This window comes from Pseudomonas sp. PDM20 (assembly GCF_014852575.3).
Lineage (GTDB): Bacteria > Pseudomonadota > Gammaproteobacteria > Pseudomonadales > Pseudomonadaceae > Pseudomonas.
Map to the genome: position 1 here is coordinate 2,868,693 of NZ_CM181224.1, position 17,758 is coordinate 2,886,450.

General features: G+C 67.3%; 8 protein-coding genes. 3 read left to right on the plus strand and 5 right to left on the minus strand.

The window, feature by feature from the left end:
- Positions 1 to 2: 2 nt before the first annotated feature.
- Positions 3 to 10,571 carry a cadherin-like domain-containing protein gene (locus IB261_RS13285; RefSeq protein ID WP_192382868.1) on the minus strand — a complete coding sequence of 3,523 codons (10,569 nt, stop codon included), beginning with the start codon at positions 10,569 to 10,571 and terminating at the stop codon, positions 3 to 5.
- Positions 10,572 to 10,949: 378 nt separating this feature from the next.
- Here IB261_RS13285 and IB261_RS13290 point away from each other — a divergent pair, with 378 nt between their 5' ends.
- A complete protein-coding gene (locus IB261_RS13290) occupies positions 10,950 to 11,738 on the plus strand; it encodes an SDR family NAD(P)-dependent oxidoreductase (protein WP_081516983.1) in 789 nt (262 codons plus the stop codon).
- Position 11,739: 1 nt separating this feature from the next.
- Here the strand turns inward: IB261_RS13290 and IB261_RS13295 are convergent, their stop codons facing one another.
- Both IB261_RS13295 and pdxR read right to left on the minus strand, forming a co-directional pair.
- The gene (locus IB261_RS13295; protein ID WP_151186868.1) at positions 11,740 to 12,030 is read right to left on the minus strand and encodes a putative quinol monooxygenase; all 291 of its coding nucleotides are present in this window, start codon (positions 12,028 to 12,030) and stop codon (positions 11,740 to 11,742) included.
- Between the two features lie 362 nt (positions 12,031 to 12,392).
- Positions 12,393 to 13,823: a MocR-like pyridoxine biosynthesis transcription factor PdxR gene (gene pdxR, locus IB261_RS13300; RefSeq protein ID WP_192382867.1), complete on the minus strand. Its 1,431-nt coding sequence runs from the start codon at positions 13,821 to 13,823 to the stop codon at positions 12,393 to 12,395.
- Between the two features lie 149 nt (positions 13,824 to 13,972).
- On the opposite strand from pdxR, the gene IB261_RS13305 reads away from it, so the two are divergent.
- Positions 13,973 to 14,413 carry a carboxymuconolactone decarboxylase family protein gene (locus tag IB261_RS13305; protein ID WP_081516986.1) on the plus strand — a complete coding sequence of 147 codons (441 nt, stop codon included), beginning with the start codon at positions 13,973 to 13,975 and terminating at the stop codon, positions 14,411 to 14,413.
- An 83-nt stretch (positions 14,414 to 14,496) separates the two neighbouring features.
- On the opposite strand, the gene IB261_RS13310 is transcribed toward IB261_RS13305, so the two are convergent.
- Together IB261_RS13310 and IB261_RS13315 are read right to left on the minus strand one after the other, a co-directional pair.
- Positions 14,497 to 15,648 carry a YbfB/YjiJ family MFS transporter gene (locus tag IB261_RS13310; protein WP_192382866.1) on the minus strand — a complete coding sequence of 384 codons (1,152 nt, stop codon included), beginning with the start codon at positions 15,646 to 15,648 and terminating at the stop codon, positions 14,497 to 14,499.
- Positions 15,645 to 16,517 carry a LysR family transcriptional regulator gene (locus IB261_RS13315; RefSeq protein WP_192382865.1) on the minus strand — a complete coding sequence of 291 codons (873 nt, stop codon included), beginning with the start codon at positions 16,515 to 16,517 and terminating at the stop codon, positions 15,645 to 15,647. The genes IB261_RS13310 and IB261_RS13315 overlap by 4 nt, the downstream gene beginning before the upstream one ends.
- Positions 16,518 to 16,622: 105 nt before the next feature.
- Between IB261_RS13315 and IB261_RS13320 the strand changes: the two genes are divergently transcribed.
- Complete coding sequence (locus IB261_RS13320) at positions 16,623 to 17,687, plus strand: NAD(P)H-dependent flavin oxidoreductase (RefSeq protein ID WP_192382864.1); 1,065 nt, start codon at positions 16,623 to 16,625, stop codon at positions 17,685 to 17,687.
- The last annotated feature ends 71 nt before the right edge of the window (positions 17,688 to 17,758 follow it).

Below are 17,758 nucleotides of genomic sequence, written 5' to 3' on the forward strand. Positions count from 1 at the left end.
CCTCATTGGCCGCTCCGGCGCTGGGCGGCCTCGCGCAGCTGGGCGCGGAAGCCCTGGGTGTTCTGCGCCTTGTCAGCCTTGCCGACCATGTCGGCGGGGAAGGGCGCCCACAGCGACGGGTCGGGCAACAGCCCGTCGGCGCTGAGGCTGATGACGCCGTGGCGGCCGTCCACCCAGTTCTTGTCCAGCGTTGCCGCGCGGCGGCTTTCGGCCACGGCGCGGGCGACGAACTGGCCCTTGACCTGGCCCAGCTGCGCGCCCAGCGACGGGCTCTCGATTTCCGGCGTGGCGAAGATGTCGATGTTGCTGCCGTCGGCGCCCCAGTTGGAGAGCGACAGGCGATCGTCGATGCGCTCGACCACCGGCTGCACGAAGATCGCCGGGTCCACGTCCGGGAGGCGGTCACGCGGGTAGCCGTCGTCGCCGAAGCGGTCGAAATGCGGGCCCGGCGGGATGTACGGCGTGGCGATGTCCAGGGTAATGGTCAGCACGGCATCGTCGGTGGCGCCGGCCAGGTCGCTGATGGTGTAGGTGAAGTAGTCCTTGAGCACCTGCCCGAGCCCTGCCGCCGCCAGCACTTCGCGGTTGGTCAGGTCGATGGTGTAGGTGTAGCTGCCGTCCGCGTTGAGGACGAGCGTGCCGTAGCGCCCGGCAATCGGCTGGCCGATCACACCCGCAGTACCGCTGCCGGTTTCCTGGCCGGTACGGATACCGGTGACGGTCAGCGAGTCGCCGCCATCCACGTCGCTGTCGTTGGGCAGCACGTTGCCGGTGGCCTGCGGTGCCGGCGTCTGGTCGGTGGCGCTGTTGCTGTCGTCGCGCGCCACCGGATTGTCGTTGGCACCCTGGATGACCACGGTCAGGCGCGCGTCGGAGGTAGCGCCGGCGGTGTCGCGCATGCGGTAGGTGAAGACTTCCTGCAGCTTCTCGTTGGCGCTGCGCATGGCCTGCACAGTGGGGTTGTCGTTGTCGACGCGGTACTCGTAGCTGCCGTCGGCGTTGATCGTCAGTTTGCCGTAGAGACCTTGCAGCACGTTGCCGGCATTGGTCGTGGTGCCGTTCTGGTTGGTGAAGTTCACCACCGCCTTGGTTTCGCCGTACTGCACGCCATCGACGTCGGTGTCGTTGTCCAGCACGTTGCCGCGCGGGTCGACGCCGGGCGTGCCGTTGCTGACGCCGCCGGCTTCCACGGCCAGGGCGTTGTCGTCGCTGGCGATGGGGGTGTCGTTGCGCCCGTCGATGGTGATGGTCAGCAGGCCTGGGGTGGCGCCGCCCCAGATGTCCGCGCCCAGGTAGGTGAACTTGTCCTGCAGGGTCTGGCCGCTGGCGCGCAAGGCTTCGACCTCCGGCAGGGAGTTGTCCAGCTCGTAGCTCCAGCTGCCGTCGTCGTTGAGCGTCAGGGTGCCGTACTGGCCGCGCAGGCTCTGGCCGGGAACGCTGGCATCGGGCGGAAGGGGACCGTCGCCGGCCCAGTACGAGACGACGTGCATCACATCCTGCGGGATGGTGGTGATGGTGTCCGGGTCGGTGTCGTTGTCCAGCACGTTGCCCGATGGGTTGCTGCCCGGCACGTTGTTGTGCAGGCCGCCGTCTTCGACCGCCGTGCCGAAGTCCGGCGCGGTGTCCGGTGGCTGGTTCTGCCCACGGACCAGGATGATCAGCGTGGCCTGGTCGTTGAGGCCGCCATCGTCGGTGACCTGGTAGGTGAAGGATTCCAGGGCGAACGCCAGCGGGCCGAGGGCGATGATGTCCGCGTTGGTGTTGTCGACGAAGTACTGGTAACTGCCGTCGGCATTGATCACCAGGGTGCCGAACGCGCCGACGATGGTCTGCGGGCTGCCGGGTGTCACCACCACGGTGCCCACCTGCGCACCCTCCGGGCCGACCGCGATGGTGGTGACTCGCATGTGATCGCTGGCATCGACATCGGTGTCGGCACCGATGCCGGCGAAGATCCCGGTCAGGCCGGTGATCACGTTGCCGGTGGGGTTGCGCCCGCCGCTGCCGTCGAGGTTGGCCACGGCGTAGTTGATGTCGTCGTTGGCCACCGGGGCGTCGTAGCGGCCTTCGATGGTGATGGTCAGCTGGGCGATGGAAGTGGCGCCAGCGGTGTCATGCATGCGGTAGGTGAAGGCTTCGGTCAGCGAGTCGCCGTTCTTCAGCGCCTGCACGGCGGCCAGGCTGTCGTTGACGGTGTAGGTATAGGTGCCGTTGGCGTTGAGGGTCAGGGTGCCGTAGGTCCCTGCGATCACGCCGCCGCTGGCGGTCAGGTCGATCAGCGTGCCGCCGGCGCCTTTGGTGCCAGTGCGCACAGCGTCGACCACATGGGTTTCTCCGTAAGCCGCGCCGTCCACATCCAGATCGTTGGGCAGCACGTTGCCGGTGGCGGGCGCGCCGGGCGTGGTGTTCAGCGTGCCGCCGGCCTCGACGGCGGCCCCCGTGTCGTCTGCAGCGATGGGGGTATCGTTCTGCCCGTGAATGATGACAGTGAAGGTGCGGGTGACAGTCTTGCCGTTCCCGTCACTGACGCTGTAGGTGAAGACTTCGCTGAGTGTGTCGTTGTAGGTACGCAGCGACTGCACCGCCGGGTCGAGGTTGTTGACCACGAAACGGTAGCTGCCGTCGGCGTTGAGCAGCAGCACGCCGTAGTTGCCCGCCAGGTCCGCCCCCACGTTGCCGCTGACGCCGTTGGGGTTGACCACGGCGGTGATGGTCAGGACATCGCCGTCGGGATCGACATAGGAGCCCCGGATACTGCCGGTCGGGTCCAGGCCCACGACGTTGTTGAGCAGACCGCCGGCCTCGGTGGCGTGGATCACCACGGGTTGCACGACGGGCGGGTCGTTGACCCCGGTCACGGTGATGACCAGCTGCGCCTGGTCGGTCAGTCCGCCGGTATCGTGGATGCGATAGGTGAAGATCACATCCAGGCTCTGGTTGGCGGTGAGCGCGAGAATGGCAGGATCGGCACTATTGACCACGAAGGTGTAGGTGCCATCGTCGCTCAGGCTGAGCTGGCCGAAGTTGCCGCTGATGAGGGTGCCGTTGGCCAGCCGGGCGACCGTGCCGGTGATGTTGGTGGTGACGCCGCTGGCGACGCCGGTCAGAGTCCCGCCGGCGGTCTCAAGGCCGGAGCGAACGCCATCGACCTTGAGCTTGTCGGCGTTGGGCTGGTCGACAGTGTCGACGTCGGTGTCGGTGCCCACCCCGGCGTTACCGGTGATCACGTTGCCGCTGGCGTTGACCGGTGGCGGGGTGCCGTCGCTGGCGCCAGCGGTGGCGGTGCCATGGTCGTCCACCGCCACCGGGGCGTCGTTGGCGCCCTGGATGGTGATGGTGAGGGTGGCGATGGCGCTCAGGCCGCCCTTGTCGGTGACCTGGTAGGTGAACTGCTCGGAGAGCAGGGGATCGTTGGGAGTCAGGGCCTGGACCACGGGATTGCTGTTGTCCACCACGTAGCGATAAGTGCCGTCGGCGTTGATCGTCAGGGTGCCGTAGAGGCCTGCAACAGTGGTCGGCGAGCCGGGGGCGACCGGCAGGATAGCGCCGCCGCCGGTGCCGTCGAAGCGCACCAGGCTGACGGCCTTGGTCTCGCCATAGACCGTGGCGTCCACATCGCTGTCGTTGGTCAGCACGTTGCCGGTGGCATCGCTGCCGGCGGTGCCGTTATTGGTGCCGCCGGCCTCGATGGCGACGCCGGTGTCGTTCAGCGCCACGGGGGTATCGTTGGCGCCGTGGATGTCGATGGTCAGGGAGGTGGAGCTGGAAAGGCCGCCGGTGTCGGTGATGAAGTAGCCGAACGACTCGCGCAGCACGTCGCCCGCGGTGCGCAGCGCCTGGACTTCGGCATTGCTGTTGTCGACCACGTACTGGAAGCCACCGGTCGCGGTGATGTAGAGCGTGCCGTAGCGGCCGGCGAGGCTGACGACGCCAGCAGCGGGCACCACCACGAAGCCGCCGGTGGAGTTCTCCAGGCGGGTGACCTTGAGGATGTCGCCGTTGGTGGCGATGTCCACGTCGGTGTCGTTGTCCAGCACGTTGCCCGTGGGGTCGACGCCGACCGTGGCGTTGTTCGAACCGCCGGCTTCGATGGCGATCGCAATGTCGGGACGGGCGATGGGCGCGTCGTTCACCGGGTCGATGACGATGTTCAGGGTGTCGGTGTCTTTCAGGGCGTCGTCGGGGTTTTCGCCGGGGATGCCGTCGCCGTCCGCGTCACCGAAGTTACCCTGGTCGTTGGTGACCATGGTGAGGGTTTCGGCATTGCGGGCGGTGTTGAAGTCCTGGTCGCCCTTGTAATAAATCTGGCTGAGCAACACGTTGATCTGCTGCAGGGTGCCGGTGAGCACCAGGGTGCGGCCGGCGCCGGTCGGGGGGGTATCGTTGGCGCCGGGCGTCGTTGCGCTCTGCCAGAGCACGCCGTGCACCACGCTGAGGGTGACGGTCATGACGCCGGCGGTATTGCCGGCGTTGACGTCCACGTCGCTGGTGGCGAGGCCGACGATGTGCAGCACGGTATCTTCCTGGCCATGCTGGTCGGAGACGGTGTTGATCGGCGCTTCGTTGATATGCACGTAGCCGGCATCGGCGATGCCGATGGCGCCCTCGGCCAGGTTCAGGTTGATGTTGCCCAGGCCGACGGTGGAGGTCCCGCTGTCGGAGTCGACGCGCACGTGGAAGCGGTTGTTGCTCGCCTGGGCGAAGTTCTGCGCCACCGCCACCAGGTAATTGCCCGAGGGCAGGATGGCGAACTGGTAGGTGCCATCGGCGGCGGTCACCGTGCTGAAGGTGCGGTCGTCGGCGTTGCCGAACACGCCGTCGTCGCCGGCCCAGGTCAGGGTCACGTCGATGCCGCCCAGGCCAGGGCCGTCGGGCGTCGTGCTGGTGGTGGCGGACTTGGTGTCATCCCACAGGGTGCCTTTCACCACGCCCATGCCGGCGCCGTCGCTGAGGATGTAGTTGTTCAGCCCGCCCGCGCCGTCCTGGCCAGTGCGCTCGCCATCGGCGCCGCCGGCGGTCAGTGGCAGCGAGCCGCCCCAGCCGGCGTTCTCGAAGCTGGTGGGCAGGCTGGTCCAGGTCAGCACCGCGGAGCTGGTGACGTCGTCGGGAACGATGGTGTTGGGCAGGGTGACGCTGTAGATCACCTGCACCTTGTCGTTGACGTTCAACTGGTCGAAGTTGAGCACCACCTGGCCGCCCACCACGCTGGCGGTGACGCCCGCCGGCAGGTTGCCGGTCGTGTAGCTGGTGCCGTTGATGACGATGCTCTGGATCGCGTAGTCGCTGCCGTTGGGGAACTGGTCGCGCAGCACGACGTTGTAGGCCGGTACTTCGCCGTTCTGGGTGAAACTGACCGAGACTGTCGCGTTGGTGGTGCCGGCGACGCTGCCGGCGGCGATGTCGATCACCGACTTGTCCATGCCGGTGAAGCTCGGTTCCACGACGTGCTCGAAGATCGTGGCGCTGTGGCCGCGGTCGACCCCGCCGCCGGTGCCGACGTGCTCGAACACGTTCATGCTCAGCTGCGCGCCGCCCTGGTTGCTGGCGATGTTGGCGACGCGGACGTTGAACTCGAGGATCACCCCTTCGATATCGCCGTCGTTGACCTCGTTGTTGGTCAGGTTGCCCAGGTTGAAGGTGATGGTCCGGCCGTCCGTGGAAATCTGCAGGCGGTTGCTGTTGATGTTGAAGATCCCGGTGGGCTTGTCGCCGGACAGGTCGGGATGGATCGGCAGCGATACGTCACTGTTCTGGTTGCCGACCATGCCCAGGGTGCCGCCGCTGATCAGGTCGGTGGCGTCGGTGGTGAGGCCGCCAATGGCGCTGGAACCCAGGGCGATAAGGATGTTGTTGAGGTCGGCGGGGATGAACTCCAGCCCGGGAGCCAACTCGATGCGGATCTGGTAATTGGGGTTCACGCCGGTGGGCACTACGATCGCCACGCGGTAGCGGACGATTTCGCCGACCACCACGGTTTCTTCCAGCCCGGCGGTATCGGTGGCGCCCGAGGAGTTGGTCGCCGGCGGCGTGGCGTCCAGGCCGCCGACGCGCGAGACCTGGATGCCGTTGGTGACGGGAATGAGCAGCGTGTTGATCTGCCGGTAGTCGTTGAGCACCCCGGAGTTGAGCAGTCCGTCGTCGCCGCCGCGCTCGCCGGCACCCGTGTCGGTGGCGTTGCCCAGGCCGTCCAGGCTGGTCCAGCGCACCACGACGTTGTTCGTGATGACTGCCTGGCCGGCTGCTGAGGCGTTCACCACGCCCGAGAGGGAAATGACGATGCTGCCGCCATTGGCGATATCGATGTTGGCGCCGCTGGCGGTGACCAGCTGGCCGTTCTGGATGATGAAGTCCACGCCGCCGTTGTTGGTGGCGCCGTTGTAGACCTTGCCGGTGATCACGATGTTGTCCATCTGCGTGGGCAGTATGTTCAGCAGGCTGAGATCGAAGGCATTGGTGCCGGAAGTGTTGCTGATGGTGATGGTGTAGGTGACCGTGTCGCCTTCGTCGAAGCCGCCGTAGGTGGGGGTGGCCGTGACCTGCTGGCTCACCGTCAGGGTCGGCTCGACGATGGTCACCGAGGGCTGCTGCGGGCTGGCGACGGTGCGGTCCACTGCCGTGGCGCCGTTGGGGGTATCGCCGTCGGGGTCGCTGTAGGTCAGCTGCGCGCCGTTGTTCAGGGTGACGCCCTGCTGGTTGCCCTGCACGTTGCTCGCCACCAGCACCAGGCGGATGACGAAGGCGTTGTTGCCGATGTTGTTGTCGGCCGTGGAGCCGGCGGCACTGAACAGCAGGTTCAGGTCGCCGCCATCGCTGCCGTCGCCGCTGAAGGTGAGGACGTTGACAGAGCCGGCGAAGGCCTGGGTGAGTGCGCCGCTGAACGGATCGATGCCGTTGTTCACGGCGTTGTAGATGATCTGGTAGCCCGCCCCGCCGAAGGCCGTGAGGTCCAGGCGCAGCCCCGGCGGAATCAGGTCGGAAAGACGCAGGTTGGCGGTACTGCCTTCGGGCAGGGTGACCACGATGTCGTAGGTCATCTTCTCGCCGATCACCAGGTTGCTGCCGCTGGTGTGGCCGGCGCTGGAGTCGTCGTCGGTGAGGCTGCCGTTCTGGTAGGTCTTGCTGATGGTCGGCGCGGCCACCTGCTGGTTGGCGACCTCGACGATGTCCACCGGGGTGAAGTCCTGGCCGCCCTCGACGCTGGCGTAGTTGGTCAGCGCCGCGCTGCTTTGCAGGGTGCTGGAGGCGAGGATGGCGTTGCTCACCGTGACGTCGTAGGTGATCACCACGACGTTGGCGCCGGAGAGGTCGTTGGCCGTGCCGGCGCGGCCGGCGAGCAGGGTGCCCTGGTTGTTGGGGTCGAGGAAGGTGATGCTGTTGCCGCTGATGCTGTAGTCGACGCCCTGCACCAGCAGGCTGCCGTCGCCGCGATGGATTTGCAGGTTGGCGGTGGACAGGCTGCCGCCGACGAACGCCAGGCCTGCCGGCAGGGTGATGCTGGTGGACACGTCGAAGGCGTTGCCGCCGCCGCTGTTCTTGATCGCCGTGGCCAGGCGCAGGGTGTCGGCGCCGTCGATGCCGCTGACGTTGCCATCCACCGCCGCCAGGCTGGTCACGCTGCCGCTGAAGGGCGTGCCGGTGGTGCCCGGCTGGGCCCAGGTGCCGGTGGTGCCGGTGACCGTGCCATGGGTGGTGGAGACCACGCCGTGCTTGATGTCCAGCACCGGTTCGGCGACCGATTCGATGACCGCGACATCCGAGGAAATCAGCGGCGTCTTGTCGATGGTGGTGGTCTGGCTGGACTGCGCCAGCACGTCGAGTTCGCGCTGGTCGGCATAGGGCTGGTCGCCGACCACCATGGTGAAGCGCACCTGCACGGTACCGCCGTTGAGGCCGCCGGAAACGTAGTTGCCGAAGTCGAAGATGATCGAGTTGCCCGCCCCGGTGGTGACGCTGTCGGGCACGTCGAGGATGCTGTTGCCGGCGCCGAAGCTCCACTGGCCGACACCGTTGCCGATGCTCCAGTTGATGCCCGCCGCGTTGAGCAGCGGCAGCGGCAGGTAGGCGGTGAGCTTGAAGTTCTCGTAGTCCGCCACCAGCAGGTCGTAGGTGATGGTGAAGGTGACCACGTCGCCGGGACGCAACTCGCCGTTGGCAGGCGGGTTGCCGCCGTTCACCTGGGTCAGGGTGATATCGATGTTGGAGGTGTCGATGGTGCTGGTGGTGCCGGAGCCGTCGGTCTGCTCGCCGCCGATGTTCAGCGAGTCGCGCAGCACAGTGGCATCCACCGTTGCGTTGTTGCTGACGCTGTCGCCCTCATTGAGCTGGTCATGGGGCGGGTGGTCGGAGGTGTAGGTGGTGTCGATGGTCGCGTCGTAGACGATGGACATCCGCGTGGCGCCTTCCTGCACATCGTCATCCCAGAGGTCGCCGAACAGCGCATAGAGGCCGGGCCCCTGGACGGCGGCAGCGATGGATGCGCCGATATCGAAGACCAGCGTGGTGCTGCCGTCGGCGTTCACCGTGGCGGTGTAGATCACCGGGATGACCTGCGATGCGCCGTGTTGCTGGATGACGATGCTCGGCGCATTGGCGGCGGAGAAGGTCTGGCCGTCGCTGAGCTGGTCGGTGACGGTGAAGGTGCCCTGGCCGAGGATGTTCTTGCCGAAGGCATAGAAGTCGGAGATGGCCACATCCATCGTGTAGCGCAGGGTATCGCCGGGGGTAATGCCGGGGGTGCCGACGTCGGTCTGCAGGTTCACCGTCTTGAGCAGGGTGATCGATTTGGCGACGAAGGTGATACCTGCGCCGTCGCCGGTCACGGTGAAGGGATAACCGTCCGGATCGGTGGGGCGGTCGCGCGGGTCCAGCGGGTTCCAGTCGCCATTCACCGTGGCGGTGCCGAAGGTGATGGTGCGCGGGTTGCCCGTGGCAGGGTCGAGCACCGGCCGCCCGGCCGCGTCGATCTCCGGTACGTAGAAGCCGACCGTGGTGGTGCTGGCCGCGCTCAGGGTGTCGTAGTGAATGGTGTAGCTGGCGACGAAGGCATTGGGGTTGTTGAGCGCCGCGGCGATCAGTGTCGGGTTGGTCAGTACGGTGCCGTCGTGCAGGGTGATCGAGGTCAGGGTGCCGCCGGCGCCGGGGGTGATGGAGCTGACGTGAACCTGGTCGGGCACCGTCTGGGTAACCGTCACGTTGGTCAGGGTCTGGCCGGGGGCCGGGGTCACTGTCACCGTTTCGGTGCGGGTGAAGTTCGGCCCGGTGACCGTCTCGCCCTCGGGCATGTTCACCGTCTGGGTCACCGACAGCAGCGTCGGGGTGACCACGAAACTGTGCAGCGCCGCCTCCACCAGGGTCGGATCCTGCGCCGGGTTGTTCAGTGAATCGTTGCCGTACTCGAAGCCGCCGCGGGCATTGATGGTGAGATTGGGCGCGCCGTCGGAATAGCTGGTGTCGGCCAGGTTGCTCAGCTGCGCGGTGACCTGGATGCCGATGGCCGGCTGGCCGCTGGTGACGCTGGCATAGGGCAGCTGCAGCACCACCATCTGGTCGCCGGCCTTCATGCCGACGCTGGCAGCGTTGATCACCAGGGCATTGCCGTTGGCGTCCTTGGCCAGCGGGTGGGTGGCATTGCCGTTGGCGTCGAAGGTGATCACATAGCTGGTCACCGCCTGGCCCAGGTAGGTGGCGGAAACGAAAGTGGCGCCGTCATTGCCGTCGCGGCCGGTGGCCGGCATGAACAGGTCGATGTAGGGCGCGAAGCCGACCTGGGTGGATGGGTTGCTGAAGTTGACGTCGAAGGTGAAGGTATCGCCCAGGCGCACCGCCGCGCCGCCGCTGCCCATGGCCACGGTGGGGCTGGCGTCGGCCAGCAGGCCCTGGAAGCTCACCAGGGTGTCGGCGCTCAGTGCGATGGACTTGTCCACGTCGCCCGCGCGCACTTCCAGGTTCCAGTCGCCGCCGGCGCTGGTGGAGCCGGTGGCATTGCTGGAGGCGCCGACGTCCGCGCCGGTCCAGCGCGCCAGTTCGTTGACCAGCGCCTGACCGGCGCTGCCTGCGCCGACGTCGCAGCCATAGAGCTGGATGTCCGCACCGGTATTGAGCTCGCCGCGCCAGGCGCTCAGGCGATCGCCGAGCTGGTCGACGCTCTGGCTGGTGAAGGTCTGGTTGCCCAGGGTGAGCTGGCCGGTGGCGCCGTGGGAGAAAATCTGGATCGAGTCGACCTTGCCCAGTTGCGTCAGCGCGTTGCTGATGGCCGCGATGGCGTCCTGGCCTGCGTCCACCACCAGCGCGGTGGTGCCCACCGGCAGGCTGGCGGCGAGCTGGTCGCGGTTTTCCAGGCGGGCATCGATCACCACCAGATTGCGCGGCGCCGCCTGTGCGGGGGCGGCTGCCTGGGCGCGTGCCTCGACGGCAGTGGCCGGCTTGGCCGTGTCCTTCGCCTCGGCGGCGGTGCTGTCGTGATGCTGTTGATCGACGGCCGCAGCGGCTGCGCCGTCGAACAGGATGCGTTGTTCTAGCGCCAGGGCGTGGGCAACTGGCTGGAAGAGCTTCGAGCGATATTTGGCCTGCATTTCCCTAATTCCGGCTGGTAAATCCCCAGAGAAAAGCAGTCCTACGCATATCTGCTTACGGAATTGACGCTAGTCGCGATTGGAATTTTCGCCAGCAGAACAGATACATAAGCGACAAATAGAAGCGCTTTTTGTCTCAGAAATGTAACAGCCTTCCTACAAAGGCATCGGCTGCAGGCCTTGGGAGCCGCGGCTCTGCGGCAGACGCCTGAAGTAGAGCGGATGACGGTGCTGGAAGCTGTCCGAGGAGCCAGTCGGGGTCTTCCAGCGTCTGACGGGCTGGCTGGCACCGGTGAGAAAGCGCCGCCTATGCTGAGTCGTCCATTCCCACTCCGGCCCGCGCCGGCGTCCTCGTGTTCCGTCTACTGGAGACTCGCCATGAACCTGCATCTGTCCGACAAGCTCGCCCTGGTCAGCGGTTCGACCAAGGGCATCGGTTTCGCCATCGCCCAGGGCCTGGCCCGCGAAGGGGCGCGGGTAATTCTCAATGGTCGCAGCCAGGCGTCGGTGGATGATGCGTTGGCGCGTATCCGCGACGGGCAGGCCGATGCCAGGGTCGAAGGCTTCGCCGGTGACCTGTCCGACCCGCAACAGATTGCCGCGCTGGTGGAGCGCTACCCGGCGGTGGACGTGCTGGTGAACAACCTCGGCATCTTCGACCCCAAACCCTTCGAGGAGATTGCCGACGAGGAGTGGCTGCGCTTCCTCGACGTCAACCTGCTGTCCGGTGTGCGCCTGTCCCGTGCCTACCTGCCGGGCATGAAGCAGAAGAACTGGGGGCGGGTGGTGTTCATCAGCAGCGAGAGCGGCATCCAGATTCCCCTGGAGATGATCCACTACGGCGTCACCAAGACTGCCCAGCTCGGCCTGTCCCGCGGGCTGGCCGAATACTGCGCGGGCACCGGGGTGACGGTGAACGCCGTGCTGCCGGGGCCGACCGCGTCCGAGGGCGTGGGTGATTTCGTCGACAAGCTTTCCGGTGGGCAGCCGTTCGAGCAATTCGAGGCGGAGTTCTTCCGCACCGCGCGGCCGGGCTCGCTGCTGCAGCGCTTCGCCCGCCCCGAGGAGATCGCCAACCTGGTGCTCTATGTCTGCTCGGAGCTGTCTTCGGCCACCAATGGCGCAGCGCTGCGGGTGGATGGCGGTCTGGTGCGCACGGCGTTCTGAGTCAGTCAGCGCTGCGGCTTTCGAATTCCAGTCCCAGCGCCAGGTCGCCACAGCCGAGCTGGCCGAGCCACTGCTGCGCTTTCGGGCCGGACAGGTGCGCCTCCAGCTCGGCCTGGCTGGCCCAGCGGGTGAGCACCTGCCAGCGGTCGGCGGCCAGTTCCTGCAACTCGCTGCCCTGACAGCCGGGTTGCTGGCGGACCTGGGTGACCAGTTGATTGAGGTGCTCGCCCAGCGCGGCAGCCTGGCCGGGGAATGCCTGGACGCGAACGATTGCGATGGCGGACGGGGACATGGCGAGACTCCTTTGTGCTGGGTGGCCATTGGGCGCTGACGCCGGAATCCGGTAAATGCCGGAACCGGCTTTCAAAACCGATGCGCAAAGGTTAAGGGCGCGCTGCCTGCGGCTGAACCGCCAATTCCCCGGAAAAGTACCGGACCAATCCTTCCCCGGATGACGACTGCTGATCGGCCGTCGCTCCGCTGCCATGGAATCGATGGGTATCGCTGCGCTCCACGCCATCCTGCGGGTAGCCCGTGATGCTGCTGAGCAGAGTCCTGCAAGACGCGATCGTTACAGGTTGAACGCTTCGTAGGATGGGTGGAGCGCAGCGATACCCATGCTGTCAGTGCGCCAGAGTCGACAGGAAACGAGGCTCAGGCCAACTGCTGCAACAGGTCGCGCACCTTGTCCAGCGCCGGGTCGATGTCCAGCGTGTCGATGGCGCCGAAGCCCAGCAGCAGGCCGTCGCGTACCGGCGCCTGATGATGGAAGGGCGCCAGCCCATAGAGGCCGACCTCGACCTTGCGCGCCAGCTCGCAGAGCAGCGCCACGTTGACCGGCTCGCGCAGCAAGGCGGTGAGGTGGAAGCCGGCCACCGAGGGCACCGCTTCCAGCCAGGGCGACAGGTCGCCCGCCAGCCGCGCCAGGATGCGCTCGCGGCGCCCAGCGTAAATGCCGTGGCAGCGGCGGATGTGCTTGAGCAGGTAGCCCTCGCTGATGAACTTGGCCAGCGCCCACTGCGGCAGTGTCGAGCTGTGCCAGTCGGAAATCTGTCGCGCCCGCACCAGCGCCGTGAACAGGCTGGGCGGCGGGATCAGGTAGCCCAGGCGCAGTTCCGGCAGCAGCACCTTGGAGAAGGTACCGATATAGGCCACCACGCCGTGGCGATCGAGGCTTTGCAGCGCGTCGGTGGGCCGTCCTTCGTAGCGGAACTCGCTGTCGTAGTCGTCCTCGATCACCAGCGCGCCCAGTTCCAGCGCCCGTGCGAGCAAGGCCTCGCGGCGTGCCGGGCTCATCGGCATGCCCAGCGGGAACTGGTGCGACGGCGTGGTGTAGATCATCCGCGTACCGTCGGGGATCAGGTCGACGCGGATGCCCTCGGCATCCACCGGTACGCTGGCCACCTCGGCGCCGAGGGTCTGGAAGATCAGCCGCGCCGGGGTGTAGCCGGGGTCTTCCATGGCGACCTTGTCACCGGGGCGGAGCATGACGCGGGCGAGCAGGTCCAGTGCCTGCTGCGCGCCGTTGCAGACCATCACGTCGTCCAGCTGGCAGTTCACTCCACGGGCATAGGAGATGTGCCGGGCGATGCCGTCGCGCAACGGAGCGATGCCTTCGGGCGAGCTGTAGTGCCCGCGCAGGCCGGTCATCTGGCGCATGGCATGGTTCACGCAGCGCCGCCATTCCTCCTGGGGGAACTGCAACTGGGTGGTGGCGCCGCCGATGAAGTCGGCCTTGGCTGTACCTGCGCCGGGGTGGCGCAGGCGCGTGTCGAGGTTGGCCCAGCGCTCGATGTTGTCCTGGCTGGCGAAGCGCGCGCCATCCTGGCGCCGGTCGTGGCGCGGCAGGTGGGTGTTGACGAAGGTACCGCTGCCGATCCTGCCCACCAGCACGCCTTCGTAGGTGAGCTGGGCGTAGGTGTCGGAGATGGTCTTGCGCGAGATGCCCAGTTGCTCGGCCAGCAGCCGGCTGGGCGGCAGGCGGGTGCCGGCGGCGAGGCGGCCGGAGTCGATGGCTTCGCGCAGCTGGCGATAGAGTTGCCCGGCGAGATCCTTCTGGCCGTGGATGATCAGGTGCAGCTCCAAGGACGAACTCCGCAGCTTCTGGGCAGTGGCGCAAGCGTAGCGCCGGCGCGGGGCGCGGTGAAGTTGCGCGGTCGAAATTCCGCGGATTGGTCACTTGTGGCCGGCACGGCTCGGCGCACAATGGCACGGTCAACTTCTGGAGTGCCGTCATGGAGCCACGCCTGGATTACTACACCGCCTCGCCGGAAGCGCTGAAGGCGGTGCTGGCGCTGGAAGCCGCGATCTTCGAGCTGTCGCTTGAGAAGCCGCTGCTGGAGCTGGTGCGCCTGCGGGTATCGCAGGTGAACAACTGCGCCTTCTGCGCCGACATGCACGCCATGGAAGCGCGCCGCAACGGCGAGACCGAGCGGCGCCTGTTCGCCGTCAGCGTCTGGCGTGAGTCGCCGTTCTTCACCGAGCGTGAGCGGGCGGCGCTGGCATGGTGCGAGTCGGTGACGCTGCTGTCCGAATCCAAGGTGCCGCTGGAGGTCTTCCAGCTCGCCCGCGAGCAGTTCAGCGAACGGGAGCTGGTGGACCTCACCGTGGCCATCGGCGCGATCAACGTGTGGAACCGCCTGGGCGTATCCTTCCGCCAGCAGCCGCCGGCCTGATCTGTACAGTTGTAGGGCGGATAACGCGTCAGCGTTATCCGCCGCGCGGCAGCTGGCGGATAACCTGTTCCAGGTTATGCGCCCTACGTGGGCTCCACCTCGGCTTGACGCAGGGGGAGACAGCACAGCGCCCCAACCAGCAACGCACTGGCTGCCGCTCCCAATGCCGGGATGAAGCTCCCGGTCAGCCCACGCAGGGCGCTGGCCGCCAGCGGCCCGACGATCTGCCCGACGCCATACAGCGCCGTCATCGCCGCGAGCATGTTGAAGCGCACCTGCGAGGCCACCGCGCGGGCCGCCGGCATGGCGATGGTCACCGTGCCCATGAAGCTGCCGCCCACCAGTACCGCGCTGCCCAGGTAAAGGAAGGCGGAGTCGCCCAGCGCCGGCAACATCACGCCTACCGCCTGCACCAGCAGGTTGAGCGCCAATGCGCGCCGGCCGCCGAGCTTCAGGTGCAAGCGGTGCCAGAGGAAGCACGATGGCGCAGCGCCCAGACCGAACGCGGCCCAGACCTGCAATGGGTCGATGGCGCCCAGGCCACTCTTCATCAGCAGCGGCAGGTAGGTAGCGGTGATGATGTAGCCGAAGCCGGCCAGCCCGTAGACCAGCAGGATGATCGGCGCGGACAGCTCTGGTGCCGGCCCCGCACTGTTCGCTGCCGGATGCGGCGCAGTCGGCGCATCCCGACCGAGCGCAGGCGCGGCCAGCAGCGACAGCACCAGCCCGGCCAGCGCCAGCACGCACCAGATTGCCGCACTGCCCAGGCCGAAGGCGTTGCCGGCGGCGATCAGTTCCGCCGAGACCAGGATGCCGATCCCCACACCGGCGAACATCATCGGTGCGCCATGGCTTTCGCCCATGCTCTGCAACAGCCACTGCGCGGCGCTGACCAGCGCCATGGCGCTGAGCACGCCGGCCAGCAGGCGCACGCCGATGGCGAACCAGGCCGGTGCCGGAACTGCCATGGCGGCGAGGGTGGCCAGGGTGCCTGCCAAAGCGATCACGCAGATGCGCGCGGCATGTCGCTCGTGGCTGCGCGCCAGCAGCAGGGCGCCGAGCAGGTAGCCGGCGTAGTTGGCCGAGGCAGCCAGGGAGCCGCCGGTGACGCTGAGCACGCCGTCGCGCACCATCAACGGGTACAGCCCGGTGAAGGCGAAGCGGCCGAAGCCCATGCCGACGGCCAGGATCAGTGCCGCCGACAACGCGGCGGGCAGGCGGCGAGTGCGGCTCATGGGCGTGCCTCCAGGGTTTCCCGCCAGCGCTGGAAGGCGCCGGTGGCGTAACCGTCGCGCCAGATCAGCAGGGTGTCGACTTCCATCAGCGGCACCACCTGCAGGTCCGGCGTTTCCCGTTGCAGCTCCAGCACCGAGCGCGGCAGCACGCCGATGCACGAGCCGGCGTTCACGCAGGCGAGGATGCCGTGGTAGGAGCCCACCTCCTGCACCGCCAGCGGCGTGCCTTTCAGCCAGCTTTCCGCCAGTTGACGGTAGGTGCAGCCGCGGGTGAAGCCGACCAGGGTACGAATCTGCACATCCTCTGGCCGGTGTACCGGCGGATGGTTGCCCGGCAGCACCAGCAGCAGTTCCTCGCGGAATACCGGTTCGGCGCGCAGGCCGCGCTCCAGCTTCGCTTCGAAGCCCGGCTCGGCGCGAAGGATGTCCGGGTGGGCGATCAGGGCGCAGTCCAACTGGCGGTTCAGCACTTCGCCGAGCAGCTTCTGGCTGTGGCCGGTGGTCATGTGCAGTTCCACCTCGGGGTAGGCGCGGTGGAAGCGCGCCAGCGGCTCGGGCAGGCGGCTGGCGGCGGAGGCCTCCATGCTGCCCAGGCGCAGGCTGCCAGTGGCGCTGTGCGGGTGCAGCGACTGTCGCGCCTCGCTGGCCAGGGCCAGCAATTGCTCGGCGTAGCGAAGGAATTCGCGGCCCTGGTCGGTCAGCGTCATGCGCTTGCCGTCGCGCAGGAACAGCGCGGCGCCGAGGTCTTCCTCGAGCTGGCGGATGCGCGTGGTGACGTTCGATTGCACGCGTTGCAGGCGGGCGGCGGCGCGGGTGACGCTCTGTTCCTCGGCCACGCAGCGGAAGATTTCCAGGCTGGAGAGATCCATGATTGATCTTCAGTAGAGAACAAGTTGCCGTTAATATTCTCTTTGTGAGATTGTTGGTCAAGTGCCAATCAGCCAGTCGGCCCTGCCGACCACGAGGACCCCGTCATGCGCATCACCGAACTGCTCGGCATCCAGCACCCCATCATCCAGGCGCCCATGGTCGGCGTGTCCACCCCGGCGCTGGCGGCGGCGGTGGCCAATGCCGGCGGGCTGGGCTCCATCGGCCTGGGCGCGAGCAATGCCAAGCAGGCTCGCGCCCTGCTGGAGCAGACCCGCGCGCTGACCGACAAGCCGCTCAACCTCAATCTGTTCTGCCACCGCCCGGCCGTGGCGGACCCGGCCCGCGAGGCCGCGTGGCTGGACCACCTGCGCCCGCTGTTCGCCGAGTTCGATGCGCAGCCGCCAGCGCAGATCACCGAGATCTACCGCAGCTTCCTGGCCGACCCCGAGATGCTGGAATTCCTCATCGAAGCGCGCCCGGCCGTGGTCAGTTTCCACTTCGGCCTGCCGCCGCAGCAGTGGATCGACCGACTGAAAGCCGCTGGCATCCGCCTGCTGGCCACCGCCACCTGCCTTGCCGAAGGCCGAGCCATCGAGGCGGCGGGCATCGACGCGATCGTTGCGCAAGGCTATGAGGCCGGCGGTCACCGTGGCGTGTTCGAGCCGGAGAAGGACGCGCGCATCGGCACCTTTGCACTGGTCCGTACGCTGGTGAAGGGCACCGGCCTGCCGGTGATCGCGGCGGGTGGGATCATGGACGGGCAGGGCATGCGCGCAGTGTTCGAGCTGGGCGCGCAGGCGGTGCAGATGGGTACGGCCTTCATCTCTGCCGACGAATCCTCGGCCAACGCTGCATTCAAGGCAGCGCTGCGCGGCGAGCGTGGGGAGCGTACCGAGGTGACGGCGGCGATTTCCGGCCGTGCCGCGCGGGGCATGGTCAACCGGCTGTTCACCGACCTGGGCAGTGCGGATGCGCCAGCGCTGCCGGATTACCCGATCACCTACGACGCCGCCAAGGCGCTGACCGCTGCGGCGACCGCCAAGGGCAACAGCGATTTCGCCGTGCAATGGGCGGGGCAGGGTGCACCGCTGTCGCGGGAGATGTCGGCGGCGGAGCTGGTTTCGACTCTGATGGCCGAGTTCCACGCCGGTCGAGCGCAGGGCGCATAATCTGGAACAGGTTATCCGCCGGCCCACTCACGGCGGATAACGCTGGCGCGTTATGCGCCCTACAAGAGCAT

Excerpts from the sequence above, each read along its gene's own strand:
- IB261_RS13285 (WP_192382868.1), bottom strand. The coding sequence starts at position 10,571 with ATGCAGGCCAAATATCGCTCGAAGCTCTTCCAGCCAGTTGCCCACGCC.
- IB261_RS13290 (WP_081516983.1), top strand. The coding sequence starts at position 10,950 with ATGAACCTGCATCTGTCCGACAAGCTCGCCCTGGTCAGCGGTTCGACC.
- IB261_RS13295 (WP_151186868.1), bottom strand. The coding sequence starts at position 12,030 with ATGTCCCCGTCCGCCATCGCAATCGTTCGCGTCCAGGCATTCCCCGGC.
- IB261_RS13305 (WP_081516986.1), top strand. The coding sequence starts at position 13,973 with ATGGAGCCACGCCTGGATTACTACACCGCCTCGCCGGAAGCGCTGAAG.
- IB261_RS13310 (WP_192382866.1), bottom strand. The coding sequence starts at position 15,648 with ATGAGCCGCACTCGCCGCCTGCCCGCCGCGTTGTCGGCGGCACTGATC.
- IB261_RS13315 (WP_192382865.1), bottom strand. The coding sequence starts at position 16,517 with ATGGATCTCTCCAGCCTGGAAATCTTCCGCTGCGTGGCCGAGGAACAG.
- IB261_RS13320 (WP_192382864.1), top strand. The coding sequence starts at position 16,623 with ATGCGCATCACCGAACTGCTCGGCATCCAGCACCCCATCATCCAGGCG.